This window comes from Geothrix sp. 21YS21S-2, assembly GCF_030846775.1.
GTDB lineage: Bacteria > Acidobacteriota > Holophagae > Holophagales > Holophagaceae > Mesoterricola.
Genome location: NZ_CP132910.1, coordinates 3,611,810 through 3,638,258, shown reverse-complemented (window position 1 = coordinate 3,638,258; position 26,449 = coordinate 3,611,810). Strand labels below are relative to the sequence as shown.

Annotated in this window: 26 protein-coding genes; 9 read left to right on the top strand and 17 right to left on the bottom strand. The window is 68.4% G+C overall.

What is annotated here, in order from left to right:
* The first annotated feature begins 8 nt into the window (after positions 1 to 8).
* On the top strand, positions 9 to 512 hold the full coding sequence (locus tag RAH40_RS16065; RefSeq protein ID WP_306598583.1) for an outer membrane beta-barrel protein: 504 nt from the start codon (positions 9 to 11) through the stop codon (positions 510 to 512).
* A gap of 31 nt (positions 513 to 543) precedes the next feature.
* Positions 544 to 1,386 carry a DUF4339 domain-containing protein gene (locus RAH40_RS16060; RefSeq protein WP_306602307.1) on the top strand — a complete coding sequence of 281 codons (843 nt, stop codon included), beginning with the start codon at positions 544 to 546 and terminating at the stop codon, positions 1,384 to 1,386.
* On the opposite strand, the gene RAH40_RS16055 is transcribed toward RAH40_RS16060, so the two are convergent.
* The 7 genes from RAH40_RS16055 to hisS form a co-directional block, all read right to left on the bottom strand.
* A complete protein-coding gene (locus RAH40_RS16055; protein WP_306598582.1) occupies positions 1,370 to 2,677 on the bottom strand; it encodes a glutamate-5-semialdehyde dehydrogenase in 1,308 nt (435 codons plus the stop codon). The two genes, RAH40_RS16060 and RAH40_RS16055, sit on opposite strands and share 17 nt — an antisense overlap.
* Positions 2,674 to 3,516 (bottom strand): glutamate 5-kinase, encoded by an 843-nt coding sequence (gene proB, locus RAH40_RS16050; protein ID WP_306598581.1) that lies wholly within the window; start codon positions 3,514 to 3,516, stop codon positions 2,674 to 2,676. The genes RAH40_RS16055 and proB overlap by 4 nt, the downstream gene beginning before the upstream one ends.
* The gene (proC, locus tag RAH40_RS16045; RefSeq protein WP_306598580.1) at positions 3,513 to 4,322 is read right to left on the bottom strand and encodes a pyrroline-5-carboxylate reductase; all 810 of its coding nucleotides are present in this window, start codon (positions 4,320 to 4,322) and stop codon (positions 3,513 to 3,515) included. Before proC ends, proB begins: the two co-directional genes overlap by 4 nt.
* Positions 4,323 to 4,508: 186 nt before the next feature.
* Positions 4,509 to 6,455 (bottom strand): aspartate--tRNA ligase, encoded by a 1,947-nt coding sequence (aspS, locus tag RAH40_RS16040; protein ID WP_306598579.1) that lies wholly within the window; start codon positions 6,453 to 6,455, stop codon positions 4,509 to 4,511.
* A 33-nt stretch (positions 6,456 to 6,488) separates the two neighbouring features.
* Positions 6,489 to 7,367, bottom strand: coding sequence for an MBL fold metallo-hydrolase (locus RAH40_RS16035; protein WP_306598578.1), 879 nt, complete (start codon positions 7,365 to 7,367; stop codon positions 6,489 to 6,491).
* Positions 7,368 to 7,412: 45 nt separating this feature from the next.
* On the bottom strand, positions 7,413 to 7,883 hold the full coding sequence (locus RAH40_RS16030) for a MarR family winged helix-turn-helix transcriptional regulator (RefSeq protein WP_306598577.1): 471 nt from the start codon (positions 7,881 to 7,883) through the stop codon (positions 7,413 to 7,415).
* 492 nt (positions 7,884 to 8,375) lie between these two features.
* The gene (hisS, locus tag RAH40_RS16025; protein ID WP_306598575.1) at positions 8,376 to 9,629 is read right to left on the bottom strand and encodes a histidine--tRNA ligase; all 1,254 of its coding nucleotides are present in this window, start codon (positions 9,627 to 9,629) and stop codon (positions 8,376 to 8,378) included.
* 1 nt (position 9,630) lies between these two features.
* On the opposite strand from hisS, the gene RAH40_RS16020 reads away from it, so the two are divergent.
* The gene (locus tag RAH40_RS16020) at positions 9,631 to 10,425 is read left to right on the top strand and encodes an N-acetylmuramoyl-L-alanine amidase (RefSeq protein WP_306598573.1); all 795 of its coding nucleotides are present in this window, start codon (positions 9,631 to 9,633) and stop codon (positions 10,423 to 10,425) included.
* A 160-nt stretch (positions 10,426 to 10,585) separates the two neighbouring features.
* Here the strand turns inward: RAH40_RS16020 and RAH40_RS16015 are convergent, their stop codons facing one another.
* From RAH40_RS16015 to RAH40_RS16005, 3 genes are read right to left on the bottom strand one after another with little or no spacing between them, the layout of a single operon-like run.
* Complete coding sequence (locus RAH40_RS16015) at positions 10,586 to 11,878, bottom strand: ABC transporter permease (RefSeq protein ID WP_306598572.1); 1,293 nt, start codon at positions 11,876 to 11,878, stop codon at positions 10,586 to 10,588.
* A 12-nt stretch (positions 11,879 to 11,890) separates the two neighbouring features.
* Complete coding sequence (locus RAH40_RS16010; protein ID WP_306598571.1) at positions 11,891 to 13,117, bottom strand: ABC transporter permease; 1,227 nt, start codon at positions 13,115 to 13,117, stop codon at positions 11,891 to 11,893.
* Positions 13,118 to 14,335 carry an efflux RND transporter periplasmic adaptor subunit gene (locus RAH40_RS16005; RefSeq protein ID WP_306598570.1) on the bottom strand — a complete coding sequence of 406 codons (1,218 nt, stop codon included), beginning with the start codon at positions 14,333 to 14,335 and terminating at the stop codon, positions 13,118 to 13,120.
* A gap of 164 nt (positions 14,336 to 14,499) precedes the next feature.
* Here RAH40_RS16005 and RAH40_RS16000 point away from each other — a divergent pair, with 164 nt between their 5' ends.
* A complete protein-coding gene (locus tag RAH40_RS16000; protein ID WP_306598569.1) occupies positions 14,500 to 15,723 on the top strand; it encodes an MFS transporter in 1,224 nt (407 codons plus the stop codon).
* A 15-nt stretch (positions 15,724 to 15,738) separates the two neighbouring features.
* Here the strand turns inward: RAH40_RS16000 and nuoD are convergent, their stop codons facing one another.
* The 4 genes from nuoD to RAH40_RS15980 are packed head-to-tail and all read right to left on the bottom strand — an operon-like array spanning position 15,739 to position 18,438.
* On the bottom strand, positions 15,739 to 16,950 hold the full coding sequence (gene nuoD, locus RAH40_RS15995; RefSeq protein WP_306598568.1) for an NADH dehydrogenase (quinone) subunit D: 1,212 nt from the start codon (positions 16,948 to 16,950) through the stop codon (positions 15,739 to 15,741).
* Positions 16,943 to 17,440 carry an NADH-quinone oxidoreductase subunit C gene (locus RAH40_RS15990; protein WP_306598567.1) on the bottom strand — a complete coding sequence of 166 codons (498 nt, stop codon included), beginning with the start codon at positions 17,438 to 17,440 and terminating at the stop codon, positions 16,943 to 16,945. The genes nuoD and RAH40_RS15990 overlap by 8 nt, the downstream gene beginning before the upstream one ends.
* Before the next feature lie 4 nt (positions 17,441 to 17,444).
* Positions 17,445 to 18,053: an NADH-quinone oxidoreductase subunit B gene (locus tag RAH40_RS15985; protein ID WP_306598566.1), complete on the bottom strand. Its 609-nt coding sequence runs from the start codon at positions 18,051 to 18,053 to the stop codon at positions 17,445 to 17,447.
* A gap of 1 nt (position 18,054) precedes the next feature.
* Positions 18,055 to 18,438 carry an NADH-quinone oxidoreductase subunit A gene (locus RAH40_RS15980; protein WP_306598565.1) on the bottom strand — a complete coding sequence of 128 codons (384 nt, stop codon included), beginning with the start codon at positions 18,436 to 18,438 and terminating at the stop codon, positions 18,055 to 18,057.
* 85 nt (positions 18,439 to 18,523) lie between these two features.
* On the opposite strand from RAH40_RS15980, the gene RAH40_RS15975 reads away from it, so the two are divergent.
* The 3 genes from RAH40_RS15975 to RAH40_RS15965 all read left to right on the top strand — a co-directional run bounded on the left by RAH40_RS15975 (position 18,524) and on the right by RAH40_RS15965 (position 21,135).
* A complete protein-coding gene (locus RAH40_RS15975) occupies positions 18,524 to 19,081 on the top strand; it encodes an SPOR domain-containing protein (RefSeq protein ID WP_306598564.1) in 558 nt (185 codons plus the stop codon).
* Positions 19,081 to 20,553, top strand: a complete 1,473-nt coding sequence (locus RAH40_RS15970; protein WP_306598563.1) for an HAD-IG family 5'-nucleotidase — start codon at positions 19,081 to 19,083, stop codon at positions 20,551 to 20,553. The genes RAH40_RS15975 and RAH40_RS15970 overlap by 1 nt, the downstream gene beginning before the upstream one ends.
* Before the next feature lie 120 nt (positions 20,554 to 20,673).
* On the top strand, positions 20,674 to 21,135 hold the full coding sequence (locus RAH40_RS15965) for a helix-turn-helix domain-containing protein (RefSeq protein ID WP_306598562.1): 462 nt from the start codon (positions 20,674 to 20,676) through the stop codon (positions 21,133 to 21,135).
* A 2-nt stretch (positions 21,136 to 21,137) separates the two neighbouring features.
* On the opposite strand, the gene RAH40_RS15960 is transcribed toward RAH40_RS15965, so the two are convergent.
* The 3 genes from RAH40_RS15960 to folD are packed head-to-tail and all read right to left on the bottom strand — an operon-like array spanning position 21,138 to position 24,336.
* On the bottom strand, positions 21,138 to 22,178 hold the full coding sequence (locus RAH40_RS15960; RefSeq protein ID WP_306598561.1) for a hypothetical protein: 1,041 nt from the start codon (positions 22,176 to 22,178) through the stop codon (positions 21,138 to 21,140).
* A 30-nt stretch (positions 22,179 to 22,208) separates the two neighbouring features.
* On the bottom strand, positions 22,209 to 23,396 hold the full coding sequence (locus RAH40_RS15955) for a DegT/DnrJ/EryC1/StrS aminotransferase family protein (protein WP_306598560.1): 1,188 nt from the start codon (positions 23,394 to 23,396) through the stop codon (positions 22,209 to 22,211).
* Positions 23,397 to 23,424: 28 nt separating this feature from the next.
* Entirely contained in the window at positions 23,425 to 24,336 is a 912-nt protein-coding gene (gene folD, locus RAH40_RS15950) for a bifunctional methylenetetrahydrofolate dehydrogenase/methenyltetrahydrofolate cyclohydrolase FolD (RefSeq protein WP_306598559.1), read from the bottom strand.
* Between the two features lie 245 nt (positions 24,337 to 24,581).
* Between folD and rimP the strand changes: the two genes are divergently transcribed.
* Together rimP and nusA are read left to right on the top strand one after the other, a co-directional pair.
* Entirely contained in the window at positions 24,582 to 25,148 is a 567-nt protein-coding gene (gene rimP, locus RAH40_RS15945; RefSeq protein WP_306598558.1) for a ribosome maturation factor RimP, read from the top strand.
* Positions 25,136 to 26,449, top strand: coding sequence for a transcription termination factor NusA (nusA, locus tag RAH40_RS15940; protein WP_306598557.1), 1,314 nt, complete (start codon positions 25,136 to 25,138; stop codon positions 26,447 to 26,449). Before rimP ends, nusA begins: the two co-directional genes overlap by 13 nt.

Genomic DNA, 26,449 nt, shown 5'->3' with positions numbered 1-26,449 from the left:
GCTTGGGCATGCGCAAGACGATGATCGCACTGGCCTGCGCCGCCACCCTGGCGGGAGCGGACCTGAGGGTGCAGCTCCAGGTGAGCTCACCCCAGGGCGGACTCAGGGACGTGGCCGGAGGACGGCTGGGCTACGGCCTGGGCGTCCACACGGAGATCGCCCTGGTCAACGGCGACACCCTGCGGCCCCGGGCCGACCTGAGCTTCTTCCCGGTGCTCAAGCTGGCGGGAATCGAGAACAGATACTCCAGCCTGGGCCTGGGCTGCGACTACCTCCACCACCTCCCGGGGCGCCTGGATTCGTTCTACCTGGTGGGCGGGGCCTCCGTCCTGCGCTGGTCGACGCAGACCGTGGGCATGGGCTCCGGGGACACCACCCGGCTGGGCCTGTCCCTGGGCGCGGGCGTGCGCGTCACCGCCTCGCTCGGGTGGGAGGGCCGGTACAGCTACTCCCCGCTCAGCCAGGACATCAAGGCGCGCACGCTTGGCATGGGCTTCACGTACCGGTTCTAGCTATCATCTCCTCCAGGAGGCCGGCTTGGACGTGGCATGGTACTACTCGACCGGAGGGCAGGACAGGACGGGCCCGGTGGCCTGGGCGGACATCGAGGCCGCCTACCGCAGCGGCGTCATCGGCCCCACAAGCCTGCTGTGGGCCTCCCATCTCGCGGGCTGGGTCCCGGCGGCGACCCTCCTCGACGCCCCGGCGCCGCCGCCCATCCCCGAAGCCGCCCCGTCCCCCGCGCCGGGGGCCCGGGCCGCGTTCCACTGCGGCCTGTGGTCCCTGCTCAGCATGTTCCTCTGCTTTCCCGTGGCCCTCGGCCTGGGCGTCGCGGCCATCGTCCAGAACCAGAAGGCCCAGCGCCTGGCGCGGGAGAACCCCGGCGCCTACCTGAAGCCGGGCAGCGGCGGGCTGGTGATGGCCATCATCGCCCTGGCCATCCTCCCCCTCCTGGCGGTCCTCGGCATCGCCAGCGCCATCGCCATCCCGGCCTTCCTCGGCCAGCGGGACCGGGCCCGGGACAAGGGCGCCGTCGCCAACCTGAATTCCGGACTGTACGCCCTCGCGGGCGAGTGCGACCTGCTCAAGGGCCGCTCTCCCCAGGAGGTCAAGGCCGGCCTGGAGGCCGCCCTGCGCAGGGACGCCTCCCGGAACCCCTGGAGCCCCCAGGGGCCCGCATTCACCTACGCCGTCGAGGTGGTGGGCGGCCAGGACGGGGACGGCTTCAAGGAGGCCGCCCGGGCCGCGGGCGGCGCCCTGGGGGAATGCGCCTACGTCGTGCAGCTCCCCGCGGAGCGCCAGCCCGGCATGCTGGGCGGCGCGGTGCGCCTGAAGCACCCGGTCGCGGGCTCCACCTGGTACGTGAAGGTCATCCCCCTGGACTGAAGAGGTCCTCGTGGCGGAAGGGCCTGGCGCCGGGCCCCGCGTAGTCCGCCACGACCTGGCCGCTGCCGCGCAGGAGGTACTTCACGGTGACCAGGCCCTCGATGCCCACCGGGCCCCGGGCGTGGATGCGGGAGGTGCTGATGCCCACCTCGGCGCCGAACCCGTAGCGGTAGCCGTCCGCGAAGCGGGTGGAGGCGTTGTGGTAGACGCCTGCGGCGTCCACTTCGCGCAGGAAACGCTCGGCCGCCTCCGGGTCCTCCGTGACGATGGCCTCGGTGTGGCCGCTGCCGTGGGCGCGGATGTGGGCCAGGGCGGCGTCCAGATCGTCCACGATCCGCAGGGCGAGGACGGGCGCGCCGTACTCCGCGTCCCAGTCCGCTTCGGTGGCGGGGAGCAGGTCCGGAACGAGGGCGAGGCAGCGCGGGCACCCGCGCAGCTCGGCCTCCGGCAGGCTGCGGGCCAGGAGGGGCAGGATGCCGGGGGCGCAGGCCCGGTGCACCAGCACCGTCTCGACGGCGTTGCAGGCGGCGGGGTACTGGAGCTTGCCGTCCCGGGCCAGGGCCACGGCCATGGCGGGGTCCGCGGCGGCGTCGATGAAGAGGTGGCAGATGCCCTCGGCGTGGCCCAGCACGGGGATGCGGGTGCGCGCCTTGATGGAGCGCACCAGGGCGGACGACCCCCGGGGGATGACCAGGTCCACGTCCGCGTCCAGCGCCAGGAGTTCGTCCACGTCGGCCCGGCCCTGGAGGAGCTGCAGGGCGTCGGCGGGAAGGCCCCCGGCCTCCAGGGCCCCGCGCAGGAGCCCCACCAGCGCGCCCACCGACGCGGCGGCCTCGCTTCCCCCCTTGAGGAGGGCGGCGTTGCCGCTCTTGATGGCCAGGGCGCCGATCTGCACGGCGGCGTCGGGCCGGCTCTCGAAGATCACCGCCAGCACGCCGAGAGGCACGCTCACGCGCTCCAGGAGGAGGCCCTCGTCCAGGAGCCTGCGCAGGTCCACGCGCCCCAGGGGGTCCTTGAGCCCGGCCACGGCCTCCAGTCCCAGGGCCATCTCCTCCACCTTGGCGGCGTCCAGCTTCAGGCGCTGGAAGGCCGAGGCGTCCAGTCCGCCCGCGGCCAGGAGGGCGCGGGCCGCATCCAGGTCCAGGGCGTTGGCCGCGAGGAGGGCGGGACCCGCCGCCCGCAGGTCCGCGGCGGCGCGCCGCAGCGCCCCGTTGCGGGCCTGGACGGAGGCGGCGCCCAGGAGGTTCGAGGCGGCCCGGGCCCGCCGGGCCTTGTCGCGCACGGTGGTCATGGCCGCTTCTCCTTGAGCCAGGGGCCCAGGGGATCGCCCTTGGGCCGGGGACCCGCCAGGAAGCGGGTGCATTGCGCCTCGCCCGACACCACGCGCTCCAGGGTGCCGCTCCCTTCGCCCCGGGCGATGACCACGGCCACGCCGGACTCCATGCAAAGGCGCGCCGATTCCAGCTTGGTGGCCATGCCGCCCCGGCCCCGGGCGCCCGAACCCTGGGCCCGGGCCAGGATCTCCGGGGTGATCGCCGCAACTTCCCGCAGGAGCGGCGCCTCGGGGTCGTGCTGGGGATTGCGCTCGTGGAGGCCGTCCACGTCCGACAGGATCAGCAGCAGATCCGCGCCCAGGCCCGCGGCCACCAGGGCCCCCAGCTTGTCGTTGTCCCCGAAGACCTTCATGCGGCCCAGTTCCAGCGTCGCCACGGTGTCGTTCTCGTTGATGATGGGGATGACGCCCATCTTCAGGAGCTTTTCCAGCGTCGCGCGCAGGTTGGAGCGGCGCTCGGGGTCGGAGAAGTCCTCCTGCGTGAGGAGCACCTGGGCGCAGACCGTGTCCAGGCGCCCGAAGGCGGACTGGTAGAGGGCCATGAGCTCCCCCTGCCCCACCGCCGCGCAGGCCTGCTGGAGGGAGAGGGTGCCGGGCCGCGTGGGGAGCCCCAGGCGCCGGGCCCCCAGTCCCACGGCGCCCGAACTGACCAGGAGCACGTCCCGGCCCTGGCGGCGCAGGGACGCCAGGGACTCCACCAGGGCGAAGATCCGCCCCAGGGAGGGAAAGCCGTCCCCGGAAAGCAGCACCTGGGTGCCGGCCTTGACCACGATGCGCTGGGGGGCCGCCCTTTTCATCGGCCCAGCCCGCTGGCCACCTGGGAGGCGCGCTCGATGCCCCGGGCGATGACGGAGCGGATGCGCCCGTCCTCCAGGGCCAGGAGGCCGGCGATGGTGCACCCGGCGGGGGTGGTCACCTCGTCCTTGAGGGCCGCGGGGTGGCGCCCGGTCTGCAGCACCATGGAGGCGGCGCCCACCGTCATGCGCGCCGCCAGCTCCACCGCCACGCCCCGGGGCAGGCCGCACTGCACGCCGCCCTCGGCCAGGGCCTCGAGGATCACGAAGATGAAGGCGGGACCGCTGGCCGACAGGCCCGTGACGGCGTCGAAGTGGTGCTCCTCCAGGTCCAGCACGGCGCCCAGGGGCTCGAAGAAGGTGCGGGCCAGGGCGAGGTGCTCGTCCCCCGCGTGGGCGCCGGGCGCCAGGACGATGGTGCCCATGCGGATGCTGCAGGGCGTGTTGGGCATGGCCCGGATGACCGGGGTGCCCGCGGGGACCCGGGCCTCCAGGAAGGCCAGGTCGGTGCCGGCGGCGATGGACACCACCAGGGGCCTGTGGTCCAGGGCCCCGGCGGCGGCCAGGGTCTCCAGGAGCGGGCCCAGGTCCTTGGGCTTGACGCACAGCAGGACCGCCTCGGCCCGGCTCGCGGCCTCGGCGGCGGTGGCGGCCCAGCCGACGCCCATGGCCTGGGCCCGGGCCCGGGTGCCCTTGCCCTTGTCGGTGGTGACGATCGCGCCCGGAGGGAAGCCCGCGGCCTCCACCAGCCCGCCGGTGATGGCCTGGCCCATGGTCCCGAAGCCGATTACGGCAAGCTGGGTCGTCATGATTCCCTCCGGATACGAAAAAGCCCCCGGGGTTTGGGCCGGGGGCGGGTGGAAAGCGGTTGGGGTTGCGGTTCAGCCGGCCCCATGGCCATCACCCGCCTCGATAGGGCGCGGGGAATGGGCGGGGTTGAAGGCGAAGGATCGCATGGACGGAAGTATGACCGGGGAGGTCATGACCCGCAAGGGTCAGAGGCGGGTGGTCTCGACCTTGACCACTTCGCCGTCCAGAACCAGGGTGCTGGTGGAGGTGGGGGCGTTGGCCGTGAGGGTGCGCAGGGCGCCCAGGGGGGCCTGGTATTCGGCGGGCACGCTCTCGAAGAACATGACGCCGGCCTTCCACTGCTGGGCCTGCTCGATCTGGATGCGCAGCTCCTTGAGCTGGCGGGGGTCCACCGGGGACGGTGCGCTGGTCATGAGGCAGCGGGCCTGGGCGGTCTTGGGGAAGGCGATGACCTCCCGGATGTTGGAGGCGCCCACCAGGAGCATCACCAGGCGGTCCAGGCCCAGGGCGATGCCGCCGTGGGGCGGGGCGCCGAAAGACAGGGCGTTGAGCAGATAGCCGAACTGCTCCTGGGCCAGTTCCACGCTCATGCCGATGGCCTTGAACATGCGGCTCTGGGTCTCGGCGTCGTGGATCCGGATGGAGCCGCCGCCCAGCTCGAAGCCGTTGAGGATGACGTCGTAGGCCTGGGCCCGGCACCTGCCGGGATCGGTTTCGAGAAGGTCCAGGTCGTCGGGGTGGGGGCTGGTGAAGGGGTGGTGGCAGGCGATGAAGCGGCCGGCCTCCTCGCTCCACTCCAGCAGGGGGAAGTCCACCACCCACAGGAATTCAAACTTGGATTCGTCGATGAGCTCCAGGGCCCGGGCCAGGCGCAGGCGCACTTCGCCCAGGACCTTGGAAGTCTGGTCGTCCGGTCCCACGGCGAAAACCGCCAGGCCTTCGCCCGTGACGCCCAGGGCCGACCTGAGGGCCTCCTCCTGGGCGGGGTCCACGAACTTCTTGAAGCTGGAGCCGAAGCCGTCCTTGCCCCACTTGGCGTAGGGGAGGCCGCCGGCGCCCAGGTGCTTGGCCACGTCCTGCAGTTCGTCCAGCTGCTTGCGGCTGTAGGCGCCCGCCTGGGGCCCCTCGAAGAAGAGGGCCCGCACGCGGCGCTGCCCATTGCTTTCGGAGGCCGCCCGGAAGAGGTTGAAGCCGCTCTCCGCGAAGAGCGCCGTCACGTCCTGGATGCGCACCTTGCAGCGGGTGTCGGGCTTGTCGGAGCCGTACCACTCCATGGCGTCCTTGTAGGGCAGCCGGGGGAAGGGGGCCTCCACCTTGCGGCCCACCAGGGCGGCCAGCTCCACCAGGAGCGGCTCCATGATGTCCTGGATGTCCTGGGCCCGCACGAAGCTCATCTCCACGTCCACCTGGGTGAACTCGGGCTGGCGGTCCGCCCGCAGGTCCTCGTCCCGGAAGCAGCGGCAGATCTGCACGTAGCGCTCGAAGCCGGCCACCTGCAGGAGCTGCTTGTAGAGCTGGGGGGACTGCGGGAGGGCGAAGAACTCGCCCGGGTGCACCCGCGAGGGGACCAGGTAGTCCCGGGCCCCTTCCGGAGAGGACTTGCCCAGGATGGGGGTCTCGACTTCCACGAAGTCGTTCCTGCGGAAGTAGGACCGGACGATCTGGGTGACCTCGCTGCGCAGGATCAGGCTGCGCTGGAGGCTCTCCCGGCGCAGGTCCAGGAAGCGCCACTTCAGGCGCAGGTCCTCGTTGGCCTCCGCGCTGTCGTCCAGGGGGATGGGCGGGGTCTGGGCGGTGTTGAGGATGCGCAGGCTGGTGAGCCGCACCTCGATGTCGCCGGTGGGCATGTTGGGGTTCTTCTGCTCCCGTTCGGCCACCACGCCCTCGGCGGCCAGGACGAACTCGCTGCGAACCTCCTTGAGGCGGGCCAGGAGCTCGGGGGGCACCTCGGTCTCGTTGGCCACCAGCTGCACGAGGCCCCAGCGGTCCCGCAGGTCGAGGAAGACCAGGGAGCCCAGGTTCCGCACCCGTTTGCACCAGCCCAGGAGCCGCACCTGCCTGCCTGCGTCCGGGAGGCGCAGGTCGCCGTTGCGGTGGGTACGTTGGAAGTCGCCGAGCCGATCGAGTTTCATAGCCTACTAGAATCGCACCCGGAGCCCGGTTTCTCAAGGCTTGGGTACGCGCCCCGGCCCCTTGCCGCTGGCCCCCGCGAACAGGGATTCCCAGGATACGAAGCCCGGGCTGGGCTTGAAGTCCGCCCAGGCCGCCGTGTCGAAGCCCGCCGCCAGGGCCGCCGGCGCCAGGTCGGGATGGGCCTTCACATGGGCCTGGAGGGCCCGGAGGAAGTCCCGCAGGCGAAGCAGGTCCTTTTTCGCCGCCACGGGGCCGTGGCCGGGGATGATCTTCGTGCCGTCCGGCAACCAGGTCGCGAGGTTGTCCAGGGTGGCCACCAGGCCGTCCAGGCTCCCGCCGCTCTGGGTGTCGATGAAGGGGAGGGCCCCGTTGAAGAAGAGGTCCCCCATGGCCAGCACCAGCTCCTGGGGGTAGCCGAATATCGTGTCCCCGTCCGTGTGGCCCGGGGCCAGGTGGAGCAGATGGAACTCCGAGGCGCCCAGGTGCAGGTCCATGCGGGCGCGCAGGGCCGGGTTCTCCTCGCCGTAGCAGATGGCGGGCAGCCCGGCCTGCTGGGTCCTGGCCAGCCGGGCCCGGACGTTGGCGTGGGCCACCAGGGTCACCCCCTGCTTCTCCATCCAGGCGTTGGCCCCCACGTGGTCCCGGTGGACGTGGGTGTTCACGAGGTACCGGACGGGCTTGTCGGTGACGGTGCGCACGGCCTGCAGAAGCCCGGGCGCGCCGGCCTCGAAGCGGCCGTCCACCAGGAGGGCCGCGTCGGCGGCCACGAAGAGGCCCACGTTGCCCCCTTCCCCGAAGATCGCGTAGGCATGGTCCGTGAGCTTTTCCACCCGTTGGGGCGCAGGCTCGGCCGCTATCAGGGGGACGAAAGCCAGGGCCGCCACGAGGGCCCAAAGGGTCGCGAATCGCATAACGCCTCCGGAGCGGCCATTATAAGCCGGTCCGGAGGCGGGGGACTACGAGACGGAGGGGAGCTTCCCGGGCCCTTCGACCGCGTGCTGGGGCCGGATGGGTACGCCGGGCAGGTCGTTGGCGACCATCACGTCCAGGTTCCGCATGTACTTGCAGAGCAATTCCCGCAGAGCGGAGGTCTCCTCCTCGGTCATGTTCCCCTCGGCCTGGGCGCGGAGCCCCTCGCCGATGCCCGCGAGGTTCTCGCAGAGGGTGACGCCCTCCGGAGTCAGCCGGATGCGGATCCGCCGGCCATGGTTGGGGTCGGGTCCGACCACGAGGTACCCCCGCTGGGTCATCTGCTGGACCATGCGGGAGACGGTGGGGTTGTCCATCCACATGGCCCGGGCCAGTTCGCCCAGGGACAAGGGCGCCGCCTTGGAGATGACCAGGAGCATCCAGAAGTGGTGCGGAGTCAGATCGAGGGGAACGACCTTGCCCGCCACGAGCTGTCGGATGGAGCGTCTGGCCGCCACGATCAGCATTCCGATATTTGAAACCGCCAATCCGACTTCCGATGAGTTAGACATTTCCCAAACCTCCCGTTGATGAGGGATCCAACGTAGTAAATTGTCTTCCCAAACGAAGCCTTGTCAATGAAATTTTAATGACAAATTTTACCCGAATCGCAAGAATGTCTCATGGCCAAAATCACAAAGAGCATTAACCATATTGAAATTAACAATGATTAACAAACTATTTTGGATTGCCTAGTGCTATGTCCAGGCGCTTTTGATTAATATTGAGTCTCATATCTAATGTAATTTTTAGAATATTTCATTTTGCAAAACTCATGCGACCTCCCGGCCAACGGGTGGCACGAATGTTGAAATCGCGATATGTCTATATTATTTAATAAATTTTTTATTTAACAAAATTTAACAATTCGAGGCGAGGACCTTCCCGGGCCTCCGGCGTGCCCCATTGTGACAATTAACCTGCCATTCCTTCGGGCGCTGGGTGCGGCGTCAGCCGCGGAGGTCCGCCAGACGCTCCTGGACCGTGTCCAGGGCCCAGGTCTCCTGGGTTCCGGCGGTCAGGTCCTTCACCGCCACCATGCCCTGGTCCAGCTCCCCGTCGCCCAGGATCAGCGCCAGGGGCGCCCCCTGGCGGTTGGCGGTGGTGAGGGCGGTCTTGAGCTTCACCCCCCGGGTCTCCAGGACCACGTCGAGACCGGCGGCCCACCAGCCGCGCGCCAGCTCCAGGGCCTTGAGGGTCGCCACCGGGCCAAGGGGGATGAGGACGGGCGGGGCCTGCCGGGGGGCCTTGCCGTGCAGCTGCTGCATGAGGGTCACCAGGCGGTCGAGACCGATGGACCAGCCGAAGGCCGCCACCTGGGGGCCGCCCAGCTGCTTGACCAGGCCGTCGTAGCGCCCGCCCCCCAGGAGGGCCGACTGGGCCCCCAGATCCGTGGAGAGGACTTCGAAGGCCGTGCGGGTGTAGTAGTCCAGGCCCCGCACCAGCCGGGGGTTCTCCTCGAAGGGAAGCCCCAGGGTGGTGAGGATCTCCTTCAGGCGCACGTGGTGCTCGAGGGAGGCCGGGTCCAGGAAGTCCACCAGGACCGGGTGGCCCTCCAGGGCGGCCTGGCACCGGGCGTTCTTGCAGTCGAGGACCCGCAGGGGGTTCTCCTCGATGCGGCGGTGGCAGTCCTCGCAGAACTCCGCCTCGCGGGTGCGGAAGAAGGCCCGGAAGGCCTCGTGGAAGGCCGGCCGGCACTCGGGGGTGCCCACGGAGTTGATGCTGAAGGTCAGCTGGGCCAGGCCCAGTTCCCGCAGGAAGTCGTAGAGCATGACCAGGGACTCGGCCTCGGATTCCGGGGTGGACACCTGGAAGCTTTCGGCGCCGATCTGCCAGAACTGCCGGTATCTTCCCGCCTGCATCCGCTCGTAGCGGAACATGGGGCCGATGTAGTAGAGGAGCTGGGGGTCGCTGGTGGCCAGGAGCTGGTGCTGGATCACGGCCCGCACCACGCCGGCGGTGTTCTCGGGGCGCATGGCCACGTGGCGCTTGCCCTTGTCGAAGAAGTCGTACATCTCCTTGTGGACGATGTCGCTGCTCTCGCCGACGCTGCGCTTGAAGACCTCGATCTCCTCGAGGATGGGGGTCCGGATCTCGGAATAGCCGTGCCGGTGGAACGACCGCCTTACGGTATCCTCGATACGCTGGAACCAGTCCAGTTCGCCACCAAACAGATCACGAGTGCCTTTAACGGATTGGGCCATCTTGAAACTCCACGGAATCCTGCCGCTTCTCTTTCCTAGCCTACTGGCACTGGCGCAAACTCCCAAGCTTCCTTCCGGGGAGGGCCGCCTCCTGGTCTACGTGGACCCGGGCCACGGCGGCGAGGACGTGGGCGCAAAGGGGGCCAAGGGGCTCAAGGAGAAGGACGCGGTGCTGGACCTCGCGGAGGCCCTGGTGAAGGAACTGGAGCAGTGCGGCATGGAGGCCCGGCTCACCCGCGGGGACGACACCTTCGTGGGACTCTGGGACCGGGCCCGCATCGCCAACCAGGCCGGGGCCGACCTCTTCATCAGCCTCCACCTGAACGCCGCCCGGGCCCGGCAGGCCAAGGGGTCCGAGGTCTATTTCCTGACCCTGGGAGCAGGGGACGGGGAAGCGGCGGAGATCGCCGCCCAGGAGAACGGACCCGAGGCCCGCGCCGGCCACGCCAACCCGGACAACGTGGTGGCCGGCATCCTGGACACGCTCAGCCAGGAGGCCTTCCTGCGGGACTCCGAGCGTCTGGCCGTGGCCATCCAGGGCCAGCTCAACAAGCTGGGCGGGATCAAGCAGCGGGGCGTCAAGCAGGCCCCCTTCGTGGTGCTGCGGGGCGCCGCCATGCCCGCGGTGCTGGTGGAGACGGTCTTCATCTCGAATCCCAGGGAGGAGGTCAAGCTGAGGGACCCCGCCTTCCTGCGCAAGGCGGCGCAGGCCATCACCCAGGGCGTGCGCCACTATTTCGCCGGCGCCGACGGCACGCCCAGGCGGAATTCCGTGGAGGGGGCCAGGCTGCCCTAGAAGGGGAATGCCTCGGGTCCTTCCCCGGCGAACCTCGGCCTCTCGGCCACCCCGGCGAGGCCGTTCTTCTCATTGCTCTTGCGGCGCATGGATTACAATTCGCGGAAGTGGCATGCAACAAGAGGCATCGCCGAGGTGGCCGAGGAAGATGACGATTTGGCTATTCGTACCTCAGGGCCTCGATGGGGTCCTGCTTGGCGGCCTTGAGCGCGGGCCACATGCCGAAGCCCAGGCCGATGGCGGTGCTGATGCCGAAGCCCAGGACCACGCTCCACAAGGGGGCAGCGGCGGGGAAGTCGAAGGTGAAGCGCACCAGGAAGGCCACGGCGAAGCCCGTGGCGATGCCCAGCGCTCCGCCGCAGCAGGTGAGGGTCACGGCCTCCACCAGGAACTGGGCGGCGATGTCCTTGCGGGTGGCGCCCATGGCCTTGCGCACGCCGATCTCCCGGGTGCGCTCGGTCACGCTCACCAGCATGATGTTCATGATGCCCACCCCGCCCACCAGGAGCGCGATGCCGGCGATGAAGATCATGGCGATGGCGATGGATCCCGTGACCTGCTGGAAGGTCTGGAGGGTCTCCTCGCTGGTGAAGATGGCGAAGTCGTTGGCCTGGTGGGCCCGCAGCCCCCGGTGCTGGCGGAGGATGGCCACCTCCTGGTCGGTCATGTCGTGCACGAAGGCCGGGTCCTTGGGCACCGTGGCGATGTGCAGGGTGTCCCCGTTGCCGTTCTTCACCTCTGGGAACATCTCGTCGAAGACCGACAGCGGGATGAGCAGGAAGTTGTCGGCGCTGCCGCCCATCTGGGAGCCCTTCTTCTCCAGCACCCCGATGACGTGGAGCGGGACGCCCTGGAGCAGGACCTCGCGGCCCACCGGATCCCGTCCCGGAAAGAGGGCCTTGACCACGTCGTACCCGATCACACAGGTGTGGGAGGCGTGGGAGACGTCGGTTTCCGAGAAGAAGCGGCCGTCCTCCAGGGTGGAGTTGTTGGCCAGGAGGTAGTCCGGGACCACCCCGGCGATGGTGGGGCCGTTGGCCTCGGCGCCCTCGCGGTTCTTCACGGAGGTGGTGGCGGTGGCCGCGCCCAGGTAGCGCTCCGGGGACACGGCGGCGGCGAGGGTGGCCAGGCGCTTCAGGGCCGCGGCGTCGTCCAGGGTGAGGTTTCGCCGGCGCCGCTGCTCCTCGGGGATCAGCTCGGGGGGCCCGCCGAAGCGCGGTTCGAACTTCTGGAACTGCACGAGGGTGGTGCCGAAGGTGGAGAAGGCGCCGGTGATGGCCTCGTTGAAGCCCGCCACGAAGCTGACCATGGCGATGACGGTGGCCACGCCGGCCACGATGCCGAGCAGGGTCAGGAAGCTCCGCAGCTTCTGGGTGATGATGGCCCGGAAGGCGAAGAGCATGTTCTCCTTGCCTAGGGCGTGGACGAGGGCGCTGTTCCTGATGAAGTCCATCCTGGGCCCCTCCTATTCGGCCCGGAGGGCGTCGATGACGGGCAGGTTCGAGGCGCGCCTGGCGGGCAGGAAGCCCGCGGCCAGGCCGATCAGGGTGGAGACGGTGACGCTCGAAGCCACGATGCCCAGGGTGATCTGGGCCGGGAAGCCCCCCACAGTGCGCACGAGCCAGGCCACCAGGGCCCCCGCCATCACCCCCACGACGCCCCCGCACAGGCTCAGAAGGCAGGCTTCCAGGAGGAACTGCCTCCGGATGTCCCGCTTGCGCGCGCCGATGGCCATGCGGATGCCGATCTCGGTGGTGCGCTCCACGACGCTCACCAGCATGATGTTCATGATGACGATGCCGCCCACCCCCAGGCTCACGGAGGACACCAGCAGCATGAGCACGAAGGCGGCCTGGCTGATCTGCTTCCACAGTTCCTGCAGGGAGTCCTGGGTCATGATGCCGAAGGGGTCCGGGTCCCGGTAGGCGGTGTGGCGCATGGCCCGCATGAGCGAGCGCACCTCGGAGACCGCGTCGTCCAGGTCCGCCACCCCGCCCCGGGCCTCCACCTGGATGTTCAGGGAGTCCTTGGCGCCCATGAAGTTCTTCCGGTAGACCTGGATGGGCAGGCACACGATGCTGTCCCGGCTGAAGCCCAGGGAGCGCCCCTGGCGCGGGAACAGGCCGATGATGCGGAAGGGGAGCCCCCGGATGAGGAGGGTCTTGCCCATGGGGTCGACGCCGGGGAACAGTTCCTCCCTCACGTCCATGCCGATGACGGCCACGTTGGCGGCCAGGTCGTTCTCGTTCTCGTTGAAGTAGCGCCCGTCCTCGAACTCGAACTTGAAGAGCCCGGCGAAGTTCGCCGTGGAGCCCACCACCGTCACGTTCTTCAGGTGCCGGGGTCCCGAGTCCACCCGCAGCGACTTCACCGCCCGGGTGCTCACCCGGGACACGTGGGGCAGGTTGGCCCCCGAGATGCGCTCGAAGTCCGTCCAGGTGAGCAGGGGCCGCTTGAAGGCCAGGAGGAAGTCATGGCGCGACTGGATGATCCCGAAGCGGTCCACCATGAACACGTCCGGCGCCAGCCGGATCACCTTCTCCTTCACGTAGGTGTCCAGCCCGGAGATGACCGCCACCACGCCCACGATGGTGGTCACGCCGATGATGACCCCCAGGAGCGTGAGGAAGCTCCGCAGCTTGTGGGCCCGGAGGGCCCGCAGGGCGGAAAGGAACAGCTCGGTGAGCTGCATTCAGCTTTCCTTCTTGTCGGTCTTCTTCTTCTTCTCGACGCGGATGTCCTCGCCGCCCTTGAGCTCGCGCAGGGCCTTGAAGGGCCCCGTGACCAGGCTCTCGCCGCCCTTCAGCCCGGAGATCACCTCCACGTTCAGCTCACCCATGAGGCCGGTCTTGAGGGGCCTGAAGGCCGCCTTGCCGCCCTCCATCACGTAGACGCCCTCCTCCTCCCGGGGGGCGCCCGGCGCGAAGGTCTCGCCCTTCTTCAGCTTGATGTCCCGCATGACCAGGGCCTGGAGGGGGATGGCCAGCACCTGGTCCCGGTTCCCGGTGAAGATGTCGGCCTGGTTCGAGAGGCCGGGCTTGATGGTGGAGGGCGGATTCTTGATCTGCACCTTCACCTTGAACTTGATCGCCTCGTTGACGTTGGTCTGGACGATGGGGGAGCCGCCCACCTCGGTGACCACGCCGTCGAACACCTGGTTGGGGTAGGCGTCGATGCGCACCTGGGCGGCCTGGCCCGTCTTCACGGTGGGGATGGAGGCCTCGTCCACCTCCATCTCGGCCTCCACCCGGCTCATGTCCGAGATGGTGACCAGGACGGTGCCGGGCTGGTTCTGCAGGCCGATGACGGCCGTCTCCCCCAGCTCGATGCGCTTGGCGGTGACCACGCCGTCCATGGGCGCCAGGATCCGGGTCTTGTTCAGGGCGTCCTGGCCCCCGGCGAGGTCGGCCCGGGACTGGGCCACCCGCTGCTGGGCGCTGTCGAAGGCGGTCTGGGCGGTGCGCAGGGCCGTGGAGGCCTGGTCGAAGTCGCTCTGGGAGGTGATTCCGGCCTTGTGGTTGGCCGAGGCCCGGGCGAAGTCCTTGCGGGCCTGCTCCAGGCGGGCCCGGGCGGTCTCGAAGTCGTGGGCCATGGCCTGGGAGGCCGAGCGCAGGCTCTCCACGGCGGCCTTGGAGCGGATGTTGTCGATCTCCAGGAGCAGGTCCCCCTTCTTGACGACGTCCCCCTCCTTGACCTTGAGGGCCGTGACCTGGCCCATGACGTTGGCCGTGATGTCCACCTTGACCACCGCCTGGATCTTCCCGTTGGCGCTGACCTTGGCCTGGATGTTCTCCCGGGCCACCGTGGCCACCTGGACCGGAACGCCCTTGTCGCCGCGGCTCGCGGCGATGCCCACGGCCACGATCACGGCCAGTCCCCCGCCCAGGATCCACATCTGCTTTGGCTTCATGTATACGTCCTCCTGGACCAGGGCCCACCTCTAGGTAACGCCCGGACCGCATCTTCCGTTTAGTTAATCATGCTCCAGGTTCTGCCCCGGAGGGGAGCCCCCGAATAAAGCCCGGTTGGAACCTTCGTCACTCTATAATTTAGGAATCACCGCCCTGGAGCCCCATGTCCCGCCTGTCCGAGTCGCTCCGCTCCCTGGGGTTCCGCAATTTCCGGCTCTTCTTCACGGGACAGCTGGTGTCGCTGGTGGGCACCTGGATGCAGAGCGTCGCCCTGTCGTGGCTGGTGTACCGGCTCACCGGGCAGGCCACGCTCCTGGGGCTGGTGGCCTTCGCCAGCCAGGCCCCCATCTTCCTCCTGGGCAGCTTCGGCGGCGTGCTGGCGGACCGGGTGGATCCCCGGCGCCTCCTGGTCGTCACCCAGGCCCTTCAGATGGTGCAGGCCTTCCTCCTGGGCTGGCTGACCCTGGCCGGCCGGGTCCGGCCCTGGGAGATCATCGTGCTGGCCGTGGGCCTGGGCATCGTCAACGCCTTCGACCTCCCGGCCCGCCAGGTGCTGGTGGCCAGCACCGTGGACCGGGACCACCTGCCCAACGCCATCGCCCTCAATTCCTCCATCTTCCACGGCTCGCGCGTGGTGGGGCCCGCCGTGGCCGGCCTGATGGTGGCCGCCATCGGGGAAGGCTGGTGCTTCCTGGTCAACGGCGTGAGCTTCCTGGCGGCCATCACCGGCCTGCTCATGATGGACCTGCCCCCCTGGGTCTCCCGCACGGACCACCCGCCCGTGCTGGACCACATCGTGGAAGGCGTCCGGTACGTCCACGGGAACCGGGAGCTCAGGCTCCTGTTCTTCCTCCTGGGCGTCGTCTGCCTCCTGGGCATGCCCTACGCCGTGCTGATGCCCATCTTCGCCGACGGGATCCTCCACGGAGGCCCCAGGGCCCTGGGCCTCCTGATGGGCGGCTCGGGGGTGGGCGCCGTCCTGGGCGCCGCCGTGCTGGCCGGCCGCAGGAGCATCCACGGCCTGGAGCGCATCGCCTACCTGGGCGCCACCGCCACCGGCATCGCCCTGGCCGCCTTCGCCTACTCCAAGGTCCTGTGGCTGTCGCTGGTCCTCATCGTCCCCGTGGGCGGCGCCATGGTGGCCCACATGACCAGCAACAACACCCTGGTGCAGGTGTTGATCCCCGACGAGATGCGGGGCCGGGTCATGGCCTTCCACGCCATGGTCTTCACGGCGGCCATGCCCATCGGCGCGCTGCTGGAGGGCCTCCTGGCCAACCACATCGGCGCCCCCGCGACCGTGGCGCTGGGGGGCTTCGGATGCGTGATCGGGGCGTGGTTCTTCGCCGTGCGGTTCCCAGCGGGGAAGTTCGAAGGCAGGGCCTGAGAAACGGACGGGCCGCTACCGGTCCAGCTCGCCCGCGATGATGTTCATCGCCCCCAGGATGGATACAGCATCGGCGATCAGCCTCCCCTTCACCTGCTCGTCGAAGCTGCTGAAGATGGGGAAGCAGGGCGGCCGCACGTGGATCCGGTACGGCGCCTTGGTGCCGTCCGACACCAGGTAGAACCCCAGCTCGCCGTTGGCGGCTTCCGTCGCGCTGTACACCTCGCCCACCGGCATGTCGATGCCGTGCATGATGAGCTTGAAGTGGTGGATCAGGCTCTCCATGCGGGTGTAGACCTTCTCCTTGGGAGGGAGGGCGATCTTGTAGTCGTCGATGATGACGGGCCCCGGGCCGATCTCCTTGAGCTTCGCCAGGCACTGGCGGACGATGCGGAAGGACTGGCGCATCTCCTCGGTGCGGACCAGGTAGCGGTCGTACACGTCGCCGGTGGTGCCCACGGGCACGTCGAAGTCGTAGGTCTCGTAGTCCAGGTAGGGCTGGGCCACGCGCAGGTCCTGGGCGACGCCGGCGGCGCGCAGGCAGGGGCCGGTGTAGCCCCAGCTGATGGCGTTCTCGGGCGTGATGGCGCCGACGCCCTTGGTGCGGTCGGCCCAGATGGGGTTGTGGGTGAGCAGGCGCTCCATCTCGTCCACGGCCCTGGGGCAGCTCTCCAGGAACTGCTCGCACAGGGGCTCGAACTCCGCCGGGATGTCCCGGAAGAGGCCGCCGATGCGGGTGAAGCTGGAGTGGAGGCGCTGGCCGGCCATCATCTCGAACAGGTCGTAGATGGTCTCCCGCTCCTTGAAGAGGTACAGGAAGGCGGTGAAGGCCCCGATGTCCACGGCGTTGATGCCGATGCACACCAGGTGGTCCCCGATGCGCGCCAGCTCGGAGCAGAGCACGCGCAGCACGCGGCTCCGGGGGGGATCCTGGATGCCCAGGAGCTTTTCCACCGCGAGGGTGTAGCCCACGTTGTTCATGAGGGAGCTGCAGTAGTTCAGGCGGTCCGTGAGGGGGATGAACTGCTGGTAGGTGAGGTTCTCCCCCAGCTTCTCCACGCCCCGGTGCAGGTAGCCGATCTGCGGGGTGGCCTTGACGATGATCTCGCCCTCGAGCTCCAGGACGATGTGCAGGGTGCCGTGGGTCACCGGGTGGGAGGGGCCCATATTGACGATCATGCGATCGCTGTCGGAGGTGCGGGTGGGTTCCACGTTCAGCTCAGCCATTGAGGGATCTCGCGTCGGGGGCGTAGGACACGCCGATGTCCTGGCTGCAGAAGGCGTCGCCGCCGTCCAGGGGGTAGTCCTTGCGCAGGGGGTGCCCGGGGTAGTCCTCCCACATGAGCAGGCGCCGGGGGTCGGGATGGCCGTCGAAGGGGATCCCGAACATGTCGGCCACCTCGCGCTCGGACCAGTCGGCGGACTTGAACCGGGCCGTCAGGCTGGGCACGGACTCCTGGTCGGCCACGCGCACCTTGAGGCGCAGGCGCTCCTGGCTGGCGAGGTTCAGCAGGTGGTAGACCACGTCGAAGCGGGGGTCCCGCTGCCCGCCGTCCACCGCCGTGACGTCCATGAGCTGCTGGAAGCCCTCCCGGTAGATGAAGTCCACCACCTCGAGCAGGCGTTCCCGCCCCACCACGATGGTCTGGTCGCCCCGGAAGGCGTGCCGGTCAAGGATGGCTCCGGGGAGCTGTTCGTCGATGCGTTCGATCACCATGCGCTCACCAGATCTTCTGTTCGCCGTTCTCGCCGGCCGCCAGCACCATCTCCCGGACCACCTGGAAGTTGGTGAGTCCGCGTTCCAGCTGGAGCTTCTCCTGCCGGTCCATGGACGCGTAGAACTGCTCGATGTGCTCCCGGCGGCCCATGAGCGTCTCCTTCTCGATCTTCTTCTGGAGCTGCATGGCGCCGAAGATGATGGACTCGGGACGGGGGGGGCAGCCGGGGACGTACACGTCCACGGGGACCACCCGGTCGATGCCCTGGAGGGTCGCGTAGGTGCGGTACATCCCCCCCGAGGAGGCGCACACGCCCACGGAGACCACCCACTTGGGTTCGGCCATCTGGGCGTAGACCTGGCGGAGGATGGGGGCCTGCTTGTTGGTGATGGTGCCCAGCACCAGGAGCATGTCGGACTGCCGGGGGGAGAAGCGCAGGGCCTCGGCCCCGAACCGGGAGAAGTCGTAGCGGGAGGCCATCATGGACATGAATTCGATGGCGCAGCAGGCCGTCCCGAAGGGCAGCGGCCAGAGGCTGTTCTTGCGGGCCCAGTTCACCACCGCGTCCAGGCGGGTGGTCATCACCGTATCGTCGAGGTTGATGGCCGCCATGTCAGCGCTCCCAGTCCAGGGCGCCCTTGCCCCAGGCGTAGACGTAGCCCACCAGGAGGGTCCCCACGAAGCTAACCCCCGCCCAGAAGGTCCAGAGGTGCGCCTTGTACTGGACCGCCCAGGGCAGCAGGAAGGCGGCTTCCACGTCGAACAGGATGAAGAGCATGGCCACCAGGTAGAACTTGACGCTGTAGCGGTGCCGGGCCCCCGCCTGGAGGGGGGGCGCCCCGCATTCGTAGGGGGTGAGCTTGTGGCCCTTGGGGTTGTCGGGCTTCATCAGCCCGGGCAGGATCCAGCCCGACACCACGAGGATCGCCGCCCCCACGATGGCCGAGAGGATGAGCAGGAGCAGGATCGGCAGGAAATAGGATACGGGTTCGGTCATGGTGGGTTCCGGGGCGGCGTGGCGCCTCAGAGATCATAGCGTCATCCTCCGGATATTGGCTCCGGTACTCGTTATAATCCCCCCCATGGCCGTCCGCGATTCCCAGACCGTCGTTTTGAGCCGTCAGGCCATCCTCCTGGTGACCGCGGTGGGCGTGGGCCTCCTGACCCTGTGCTACGTGCTGGGGGTCCAGGTGGGCAAGCAGAGCGCCGCCCTCCGACGGCCCCTGTCCCGGGACACCGGGGAGGAGCTGGAGGAACTCCCCGCCACCATGGCCGAACAGCTCAAGGCCCTCGAGCAGTCCGGCTCCGGCGCCGGCTTCGAGAAGCCGCAGGAGCCCAAGGCCCCTGAAGCCCCCAAGGCCAAGGCCCCCGAGCCTCCCAAGCCCGAGGCGAAGAAGCCCGAGCCCCCGAAGAAGGAGGACGGCCGCTGGACCCTCCAGCTGGTTTCCACGCCCGACGCCGCCGAGGCCCGGACGGTCGCGGGCAAAGCCAAGGCCGCGGGCTTCAAGACCGAGACCCTTTCCGAGAAGGGCCTCTTCAAGGTCCGCCTGGCCACCGCCACGAAGCGCGACGCCGCCGACGTCTCCATGCAGAAGCTGAAGAACCACGGGTTCAAGCCTTTCGCCATCAAGGTGGACTGATGAAGAACATCATCCCGTCCCTGCTCCCCATTCCGCGCTTCATCGAACAGGGGGAGCAGGTCCGGCTGCCCCATGCCCGGAAGGTCTTCCCCTTGCGGAACATCCACTTCCGGGACGTGCGGGCGGTGGGGTTCGACATGGACTACACGCTGAGCCACTACAAGTCCCCGGAGATCGAGGAACTGGCCTACTGCCATTCCGTACGCCTCCTGGTGACCGAAAAGGGCTACCCGGCCCGGCTCCTGGACACCCACTTCGATCCCGCCTTCGCCATCCGCGGTCTGGTGCTGGACGGCTCCCGGGGCAACCTCCTCAAGCTGGACAGCGCCCGGCAGGTGGTGCGGGCCTGCCACGGCAGCCGGCCCCTTGGGCGGGAGGAGGTGGACGCCATCTACGGGAGAAGGCGGCTGGTGTCCCGCGCCGGGGCCTTCCGGAGCATCGACACCCTGTTCGAGATCCCCGAGTGCCACCTCTACGCCGTGCTGGTGGACGCCCTGGACGGGGGAGAGCTCCCGGGGCGGGACTACCTCCAGGTCTTCCAGGACGTGCGCTGGGCCATCGACTCCGCCCACCGCAACGGGGTCATGAAGGCGGAGATCCTGGCCAACCGGGAACTCTTCATCCTCCGGGACCCGGACCTTCCCACCGCGCTGGACCGCTGGAAACGGGCGGGCAAGAAGCTGTTCGTGGTGAGCAACAGCGAATGGAGCTTCACGGAGGGGGTGCTCAGCTTCCTCCTGGACGGGCAGGATCCTGCCCGCCCCCTTTGGACCGACTACTTCGACCTGGTCGTCGTCAGCTCCCGGAAGCCCGTTTTTTTCCTGGAAACGCCCCCCGCCGAGCCGCTCCCCGGGCAAAAGGCCGCCTATTCGGGGGGTAATGCGCTATGGATGGAGGAGTTGCTGGACGCCAGGGGGGAGGAAATCCTCTACGTGGGGGACCATATCTACGGCGATATCCTCCGGTCCAAAAAGAATGTTTCCTGGCACACCATGCTGCTCATTCCGGAGCTGGCCTGGCAGCTTGAGCAACTGGAAGAACAGGCAACCGAATTGCAGGATTTCCTTCGTCTGGAGTCCGCCCGGCGGAAATCGGAGATTCGGGCCTCCCTCCTTGAGAACTTATATAAAAGAAATAGGGAACATCGGCACCTCCTGGCCCCCCGGGTTTCCCATGAAGCCCTCCAAGCCTTGGACTTGGAAGCCAGGGCCATGAAAGACGAAATTGACGCTTCACGAACCGCCACCCAGGCCCAGGCCCTGGAAATCGCAAGTCTGGATGCCCGGCTGGAATCCACCTTCAATGCCCGATGGGGGTCCATTTTCCGCGATGGGTATGAACAAACCCGTTTCGCGGATCAAATTCAAACGTATGCTTGCGCATATACCGGGCGAATCAGTAATCTGTACCTGGTAGATCCCTCTACGGCTCTTTATGCACCGGTGCCGACACTCCCGCACGAACGGATCTGACTTCTTTTTCACAGTCACGTTCCTGGCCGGCCTTGGAACAAAGCTCCATCTCTTTTCATCAAAGGGTCGTGCCGTTGCATATTGTGGGGCATTTAAGTCAATCTTAGGACGACAGTAGGAGTGATCCAATTGAAGCGATTCGATTCAAATTCCGACGCCCCACTCTCCGTCTCCTCCTTGGGAGACCGCATCAAGGCGGTTCGTCTCACCTGGCGATGGTCGCAGGAGGAGATGGCCGAGGCCCTGCGCGTTGATCAGGCCTCCATCTCCTTCTGGGAGCGGGACAAGATCAAGCCGTCCGGGTCCGCCATCGTGGCCCTGGCCTCCCTTTTCCGAACCAGCACCGAGGCCCTGGAGGAGGGCACGGGGTTCCGCATCCCCGATCCCCCGTCCCATCCCGAATCCGCCAAGGTGGACCGGGAATTCCCCCGGAGCGTCAGCCTCCCCGCCGGCAGCGAGGATGTGGTGATGGTCGTGGATCTGGCCGACGGGTCCTCCAAGGGCAAGCAGCTGTCCGAAGCCATGATGAGCCTCGTCCAGGGCGTCAAGGACAGCCGGCGCGTCTGGGTGGTCCTGGAGTAGGGCTACTGCATCTCGGCCTTGAACTCTCCCAGAAGCCTCGGGAGCCAGCGTTCGATTTGCCGGCGGAACTGGTTCACCATGCCTTCCGGGGAATCCCCCTGGACGATGACGATGGGCACGGTGCGGGTCAGGGGGGCGCCGCCCCCTTCCGTGAGGGTCAGCTTGGCCTCCATGCGGTAGGTCACGCCGCTGTAGATGTCCAGGTCCGTGAAGATGAACTCCGGCCCCCTGGCGCCGCCCGCGAAGGCGAGGTCCAGCACCAGATCCGGGTCCATCTCCCGGGCGATGAGCCCGCAGGCGGTCACCTGGGTCTTCAGGTAGGACTCCACCCCCAGGGGAAGGTCCACGTTGGAGCGGACGGACATGGCCGTCTTCGAGAAGTCCACGGGGGGAAGGTCCGCCTGGTTCAGCTGGTCCATGCGGAGGTCGACGGCCGCGCGCTCGGCTTGGAGGGCTGGCCGGAGGTCCGCCCCCACCCCGGTCACGGCCAGGAGGGCGATGGACTCGTCCAGCCTGTCCAGGTCGAGGGTCATCTTCCGGAACTTCCACAGGGCCTTGCGGCTCAGCTCCCGGCCCAGGCGGGCGCGGCTCTGCCCGACCCGGTCCAGGCGGCTGGCCAGGGTGGTGCGGGCCAGCGACAGGTCCAGGTAGGCCAGGGCATAGACGGTACGGGCGCCGGGGTCGGTGAAGGTCTGCTCCACCACCAGGCCGGGCAGATCCTCCGCCCGGGCGCCCACGCTCACGTCGTCCCGGACCACACGCTCGCCTGACCCCACGGTCGCAAGGCCTTCCCGCTTCAATTCGGCGGTGCGGGTGGCGACGCTGGTCTGCCCCTTGACCGTGGCCCGGAGGCGGGTCACCACCTCCAGGCGCGCGCGGTCCGAGGCCCGGGTGATGGACTGGCCCTCCCGGGCGCCCAGGTCGGCGGTGCCCATGGCGTACAGGCGACCGGGTGCCTCCGGCAGCCGCCCCACCCAGTCGGGGCGGGCGGAGGGGGCGGGCTGGAGGGACAGGGCGGCGGAGAGGAGGAGCGCTGGAAACATGGCCATCTCCCAGATTGTCGGTCGTTCGGCCTAGTTTGCCAGCACGTGCCGGATGGCCGCCACCACCTGGTCCTGGTCCGCTTCGGTGAGGCCGGGCCAGAGGGGCAGGCTCATGAGGCGCTCGCCGCTCCACTCGGTGTGGGGCAGGCCCTCCGCGGGCAGGGCGTGGGCGTGCTCCCGGTAGAAGTCCCGGTAGAAGCTGTGCACGTGGGCGGGGCGGTAGTGGATGCCGGTTCCGATGTTCTCGTCCTTGAGCCGGGCCACGAATGCGTCGCGGTCCATGCCGGCCACTTCGGGCCGGATCCGCGCGACGAACAGGTGGAAGCAGTGCTGGTGGACCTCGTCCCCGGGCACGGGGAGCACGAGGGCCTCCACGTCCCCGAGCAGCTCGAGGTAGCGGCGGAAGAGTACGCCGCGGCGCTGGTTGAAGCCGTCCAGCTTCTTGATCTGGTGGAGGCCCATGGCGGCCTGCAGGTCCATGAAGTTGGCCTTGCGGGCGGGTTCCGTGACGTCGAAGTGGGGGCTGCCCTCCTTGGACTGGCGCTTCCAGGCGTCGCGCTCGATGCCGTGGAAGCGAAGGCGCTTGATGCGGGCCTCGAACGAGCCGTCGTGGAAGGCGATGCCTCCGCCCTCGCCGGTGGTCATGTTCTTGTTGGGGTGGAAGCTGTACACGGAGAAGACGGAGCGGGGGTCTGAGCCGATCCTGCGCCCGCGGTAGGCGGCGCCCATGGCCTGGGCCGCATCCTCCACCACCCAGAGCCCGTGGGCCTGGGCGATGCGCCACACCTCGTCCATGGGGGCCGGCAGGCCCGTGAGGTGCACGGGGATGATGCCCCGGGTGCGGGGGGTGATGGCCGCCTCCAGCCTGGAGGGATCCAGGTTCAGGGTGACCGGGTCGATGTCCACCAGCACGGGCACGCCCCCCTGCAGGAGGACGGTGCTGAGCGTGGACACCCAGGTGAGGGCCGTGGTGATGACCTCGTCCCCGGGCCGGATGCCCAGGCACTGCATGGTGATCTCCTGGGCGGTGGTGGCGCTGTTCATGACGAGGCAGTGGGGAACGCCGTTGTACTCCTGGAGGGCCTCCTCGAAGCGGCCCGACTTGGGCCCGGTGGTGATCCAGCCGGACTCGATGGAATCGATGATCTCTGCGATCTCCTCCTGGCCCACCATGGGCCGGGTGAAGGGGAGGAACGCCTCCCTGCGGACATAGGACATGACGGCTCCGTGAAGGTGAAGGGTGATTCTAGCGGGCCTCGCAGGCCTGGAGGGTGTTGGCCATGAGGCCGGCGATGGTGAGGAGCCCCACGCCGCCGGGCACGGGCGTGATGGCGCCGGCCACGGCCGCGGCTTCCGCGAAGCGCACGTCCCCGCAGAGAACGCCGCCCTTCTCCTTCAGGATCCGGAGCTTGCCGGGGTCCGCCGCGAAGATGGCCTCGCCCAGGGCCGGGTCCTCCACGCGGTTGATGCCCACGTCCAGGACGACGGCCCCGGGCTTGATCCAGGAGCCCTCCACCATTCCGGGCCGGCCCACGGCGGCCACCAGCAGATCGGCCTCCCGGCAGAGCGCGGGCAGGTCCCGGGTGCGGCTGTGGGCCATGGTGACGGTGGCGTGCCGCTCCAGGAGCATGAGCGCCATGGGCTTTCCGACGATCTCGCTGCGGCCCAGGACGACGGCGCGCATGCCCTTGAGGTCGATGCCGTAGGTCGCGAGCATGTTCATGCAGGCTGAGGGGGTGCAGGGGCGGAGCCCGGGGAGGCCCTCCAGGAGCAGGCCCTGGTTCAGGGGGTGCAGGCCGTCCACGTCCTTGGCGGGATCGATTCCGTGGGTGGCCCGCCGCGCGTCCAGTCCCGCCGGGAGGGGCAGCTGGACCAGGATGCCGTCCACCAGGGGATCCCGGTTGAGCCCGGCGACCACCGCCTCCAGCTCCTCCTGGGAGACGCCCTCCGGGAGGCGCCGCTCCACCGAGCGGATGCCGGTGCGGGCGCAGGCGGCCACCTTGCCACGCACGTAGACCTGGCTGGCCGGATCGTCGCCCACCAGCACCACCGCCAGGCAGGGGGCGCGCAGCCCCCGGGCCGCCCGGGCCTCCACGGCCGAGGCCACCTCGCCCAGCATGCGGTCCGCATGGGCCCTTCCGTCGAGAATCGTGGTCATGATGGCGCTCCCGGAATCCATGGTGCCCTCAATCGGCGACCTTGTCTTGGGGCGGGATGGTTTGTGCCTCAAGGATATTTCGCTTGTTATGCGGCACGAAGGACGATATTCTTCTCCGTTGAATTCGGCCTGGATTTTTCCGGGCTCCAGGGCAATCGGTGGAACCCGGCCGCTGCACCCAGAGCTTTGGAGAGCCTTGTCGGGTGGGTTCAGCCCGCCCCAACAGCTTTTAAGGTTTCCCCCCCATGGATGTGAAAAAACTCAAGGACCCCGTCGAACGGCAGCTGGCGCTGCTGGGATTCGAGCTGGTGTGCCTGGAGACCGCCAAGGAAGGCCGGGACGACATCCTGCGCCTCTACATCGACCACCTGGACCGGGGGCCGGAGGGCGACCGGGCCATCACGCTCGACGACTGCGTGGCCGCCAACGACGGGCTCGTCACCTGGCTGGACGTGGAGTTCCCCAACCTGCGGGAGACCATGAACCTGGAGATCTCCAGCCCGGGCATCGAACGCCCCCTCACCAAACCCGACCACTTCCGCCGGTTCCTGGGCAGGCTCTGCCGCGTGCAGACCGCAAGCCCCATCAACGGCCAGAAGCGCTTCAAGGGATGGATCACCGAAGTCACGGAGGAGGCCGTCGTCCTGGAAGAGGACAACGCCCTCAAGACCGTGCCCTTCGAGTCCGTCCAGAAGGCCCGCCTCGCTCCCTTCGACGAGGACAAGGCCCCCAAACCCCGGCACGTGCCGGAACAACCGACAGCTGCCCGCGTAGAGAAAAGCGCCGGCAAGGAGACCGCATGGCACTCGTAGCAACCAGTTTCTTCGATTCCGTGAAGATGATCGCCGCCGAGAAGGGCATTCCTGAAGAGGACGTGTTCAAGGCGGTGGAGGAGTCCCTCGTCAAGGCCGCGGAGAAGTACTTCCAGAGCTTCGACTTCTACGGCAACTTCCAGGCCCAGATGGACCGGGAGACCGGCGAGTTCCACGTCTACGCCCTCAAGATGGTCGTGCCCATCGTCGAGGAGGAGGACCTGGAGATCAGCCTCGAGGAGGCCCAGGCCCTGAACCCCGACGCCGCCGAGGGCGACACCCTCTGGCTGCCCCAGGACACGAGCCAGCTGGGCCGCATCGCGGCGCAGGCCGCCAAGCAGGTCCTGGTGCAGAAGGTGCGCGAGGCCGAGCGCGACCGCATCTTCACCGACTTCGCCGACCGCATCGGCGAGGTGGTGGTCGGCGAGGTCAAGCGCTTCGAGAAGAGCGCCATCATCCTCGAAGTGGACCGGGTGGAGGCCATGCTCCGGCGCTCCGAGGCCCTGCGCGGCGACCGCTTCGACAAGGGCCAGCGCATCAAGGTCGTCATCTCCGCCGTGGACAAGTCCGCCAAGGACCCCCAGGTGCAGGTGAGCCGCACCGATCCCCGGCTCCTGATCAAGCTCTTCGACCAGGAGGTCCCCGAGATCCACGACGGCACGGTGGTCATCCGCTCCTGCGTGCGGGAAGCCGGTGACCGCGCCAAGGTCGCCGTGCACTCCCTGGACCCCGACGTGGATCCGGTGGGCGCCTGCGTGGGCCTCAAGGGCAGCCGCGTCCAGGCCATCATCCGCGAGCTCAAGAACGAGAAGATCGACATCGTCCGCTTCGACGAGGACAGCAGCCGCTTCATCGCCAACGCCCTCAACCCGGCCAAGGCCCTGCGCGTCACCGTCACCGACCTGGAGCACCGCCGGGTGGAAGTGGTGGTGGACGACGAGCAGCTCTCCATCGCCATCGGAAAGCGGGGCCAGAATGTTCGCCTCGCCGCCAAGCTGACTGGCTGGAACATCGACGTTCGCAGCGAGGCCGAGAAGCGCCGCGACACCGAGGCCGCCATGGGGCAGGCCCTCTCCGAGGCCCCCCTTGTGGAGGAGGCTCCCAAGTCCAAGATTCCCGAAGAATTGGGAGCAGTCGAAGGCCTCACCGAGGCCATCGTGGAAAACCTCGCCGCCGCCGGTCATCTGGATATCAAATCCCTGTACACTATGACCGTAGAGCAACTGCTCGCCATCGAAGGCATGGATCAGGACTTGGCCTTCCGTCTCATCGACGCCGTGCACGCCCGGTTCGGAGAGTAG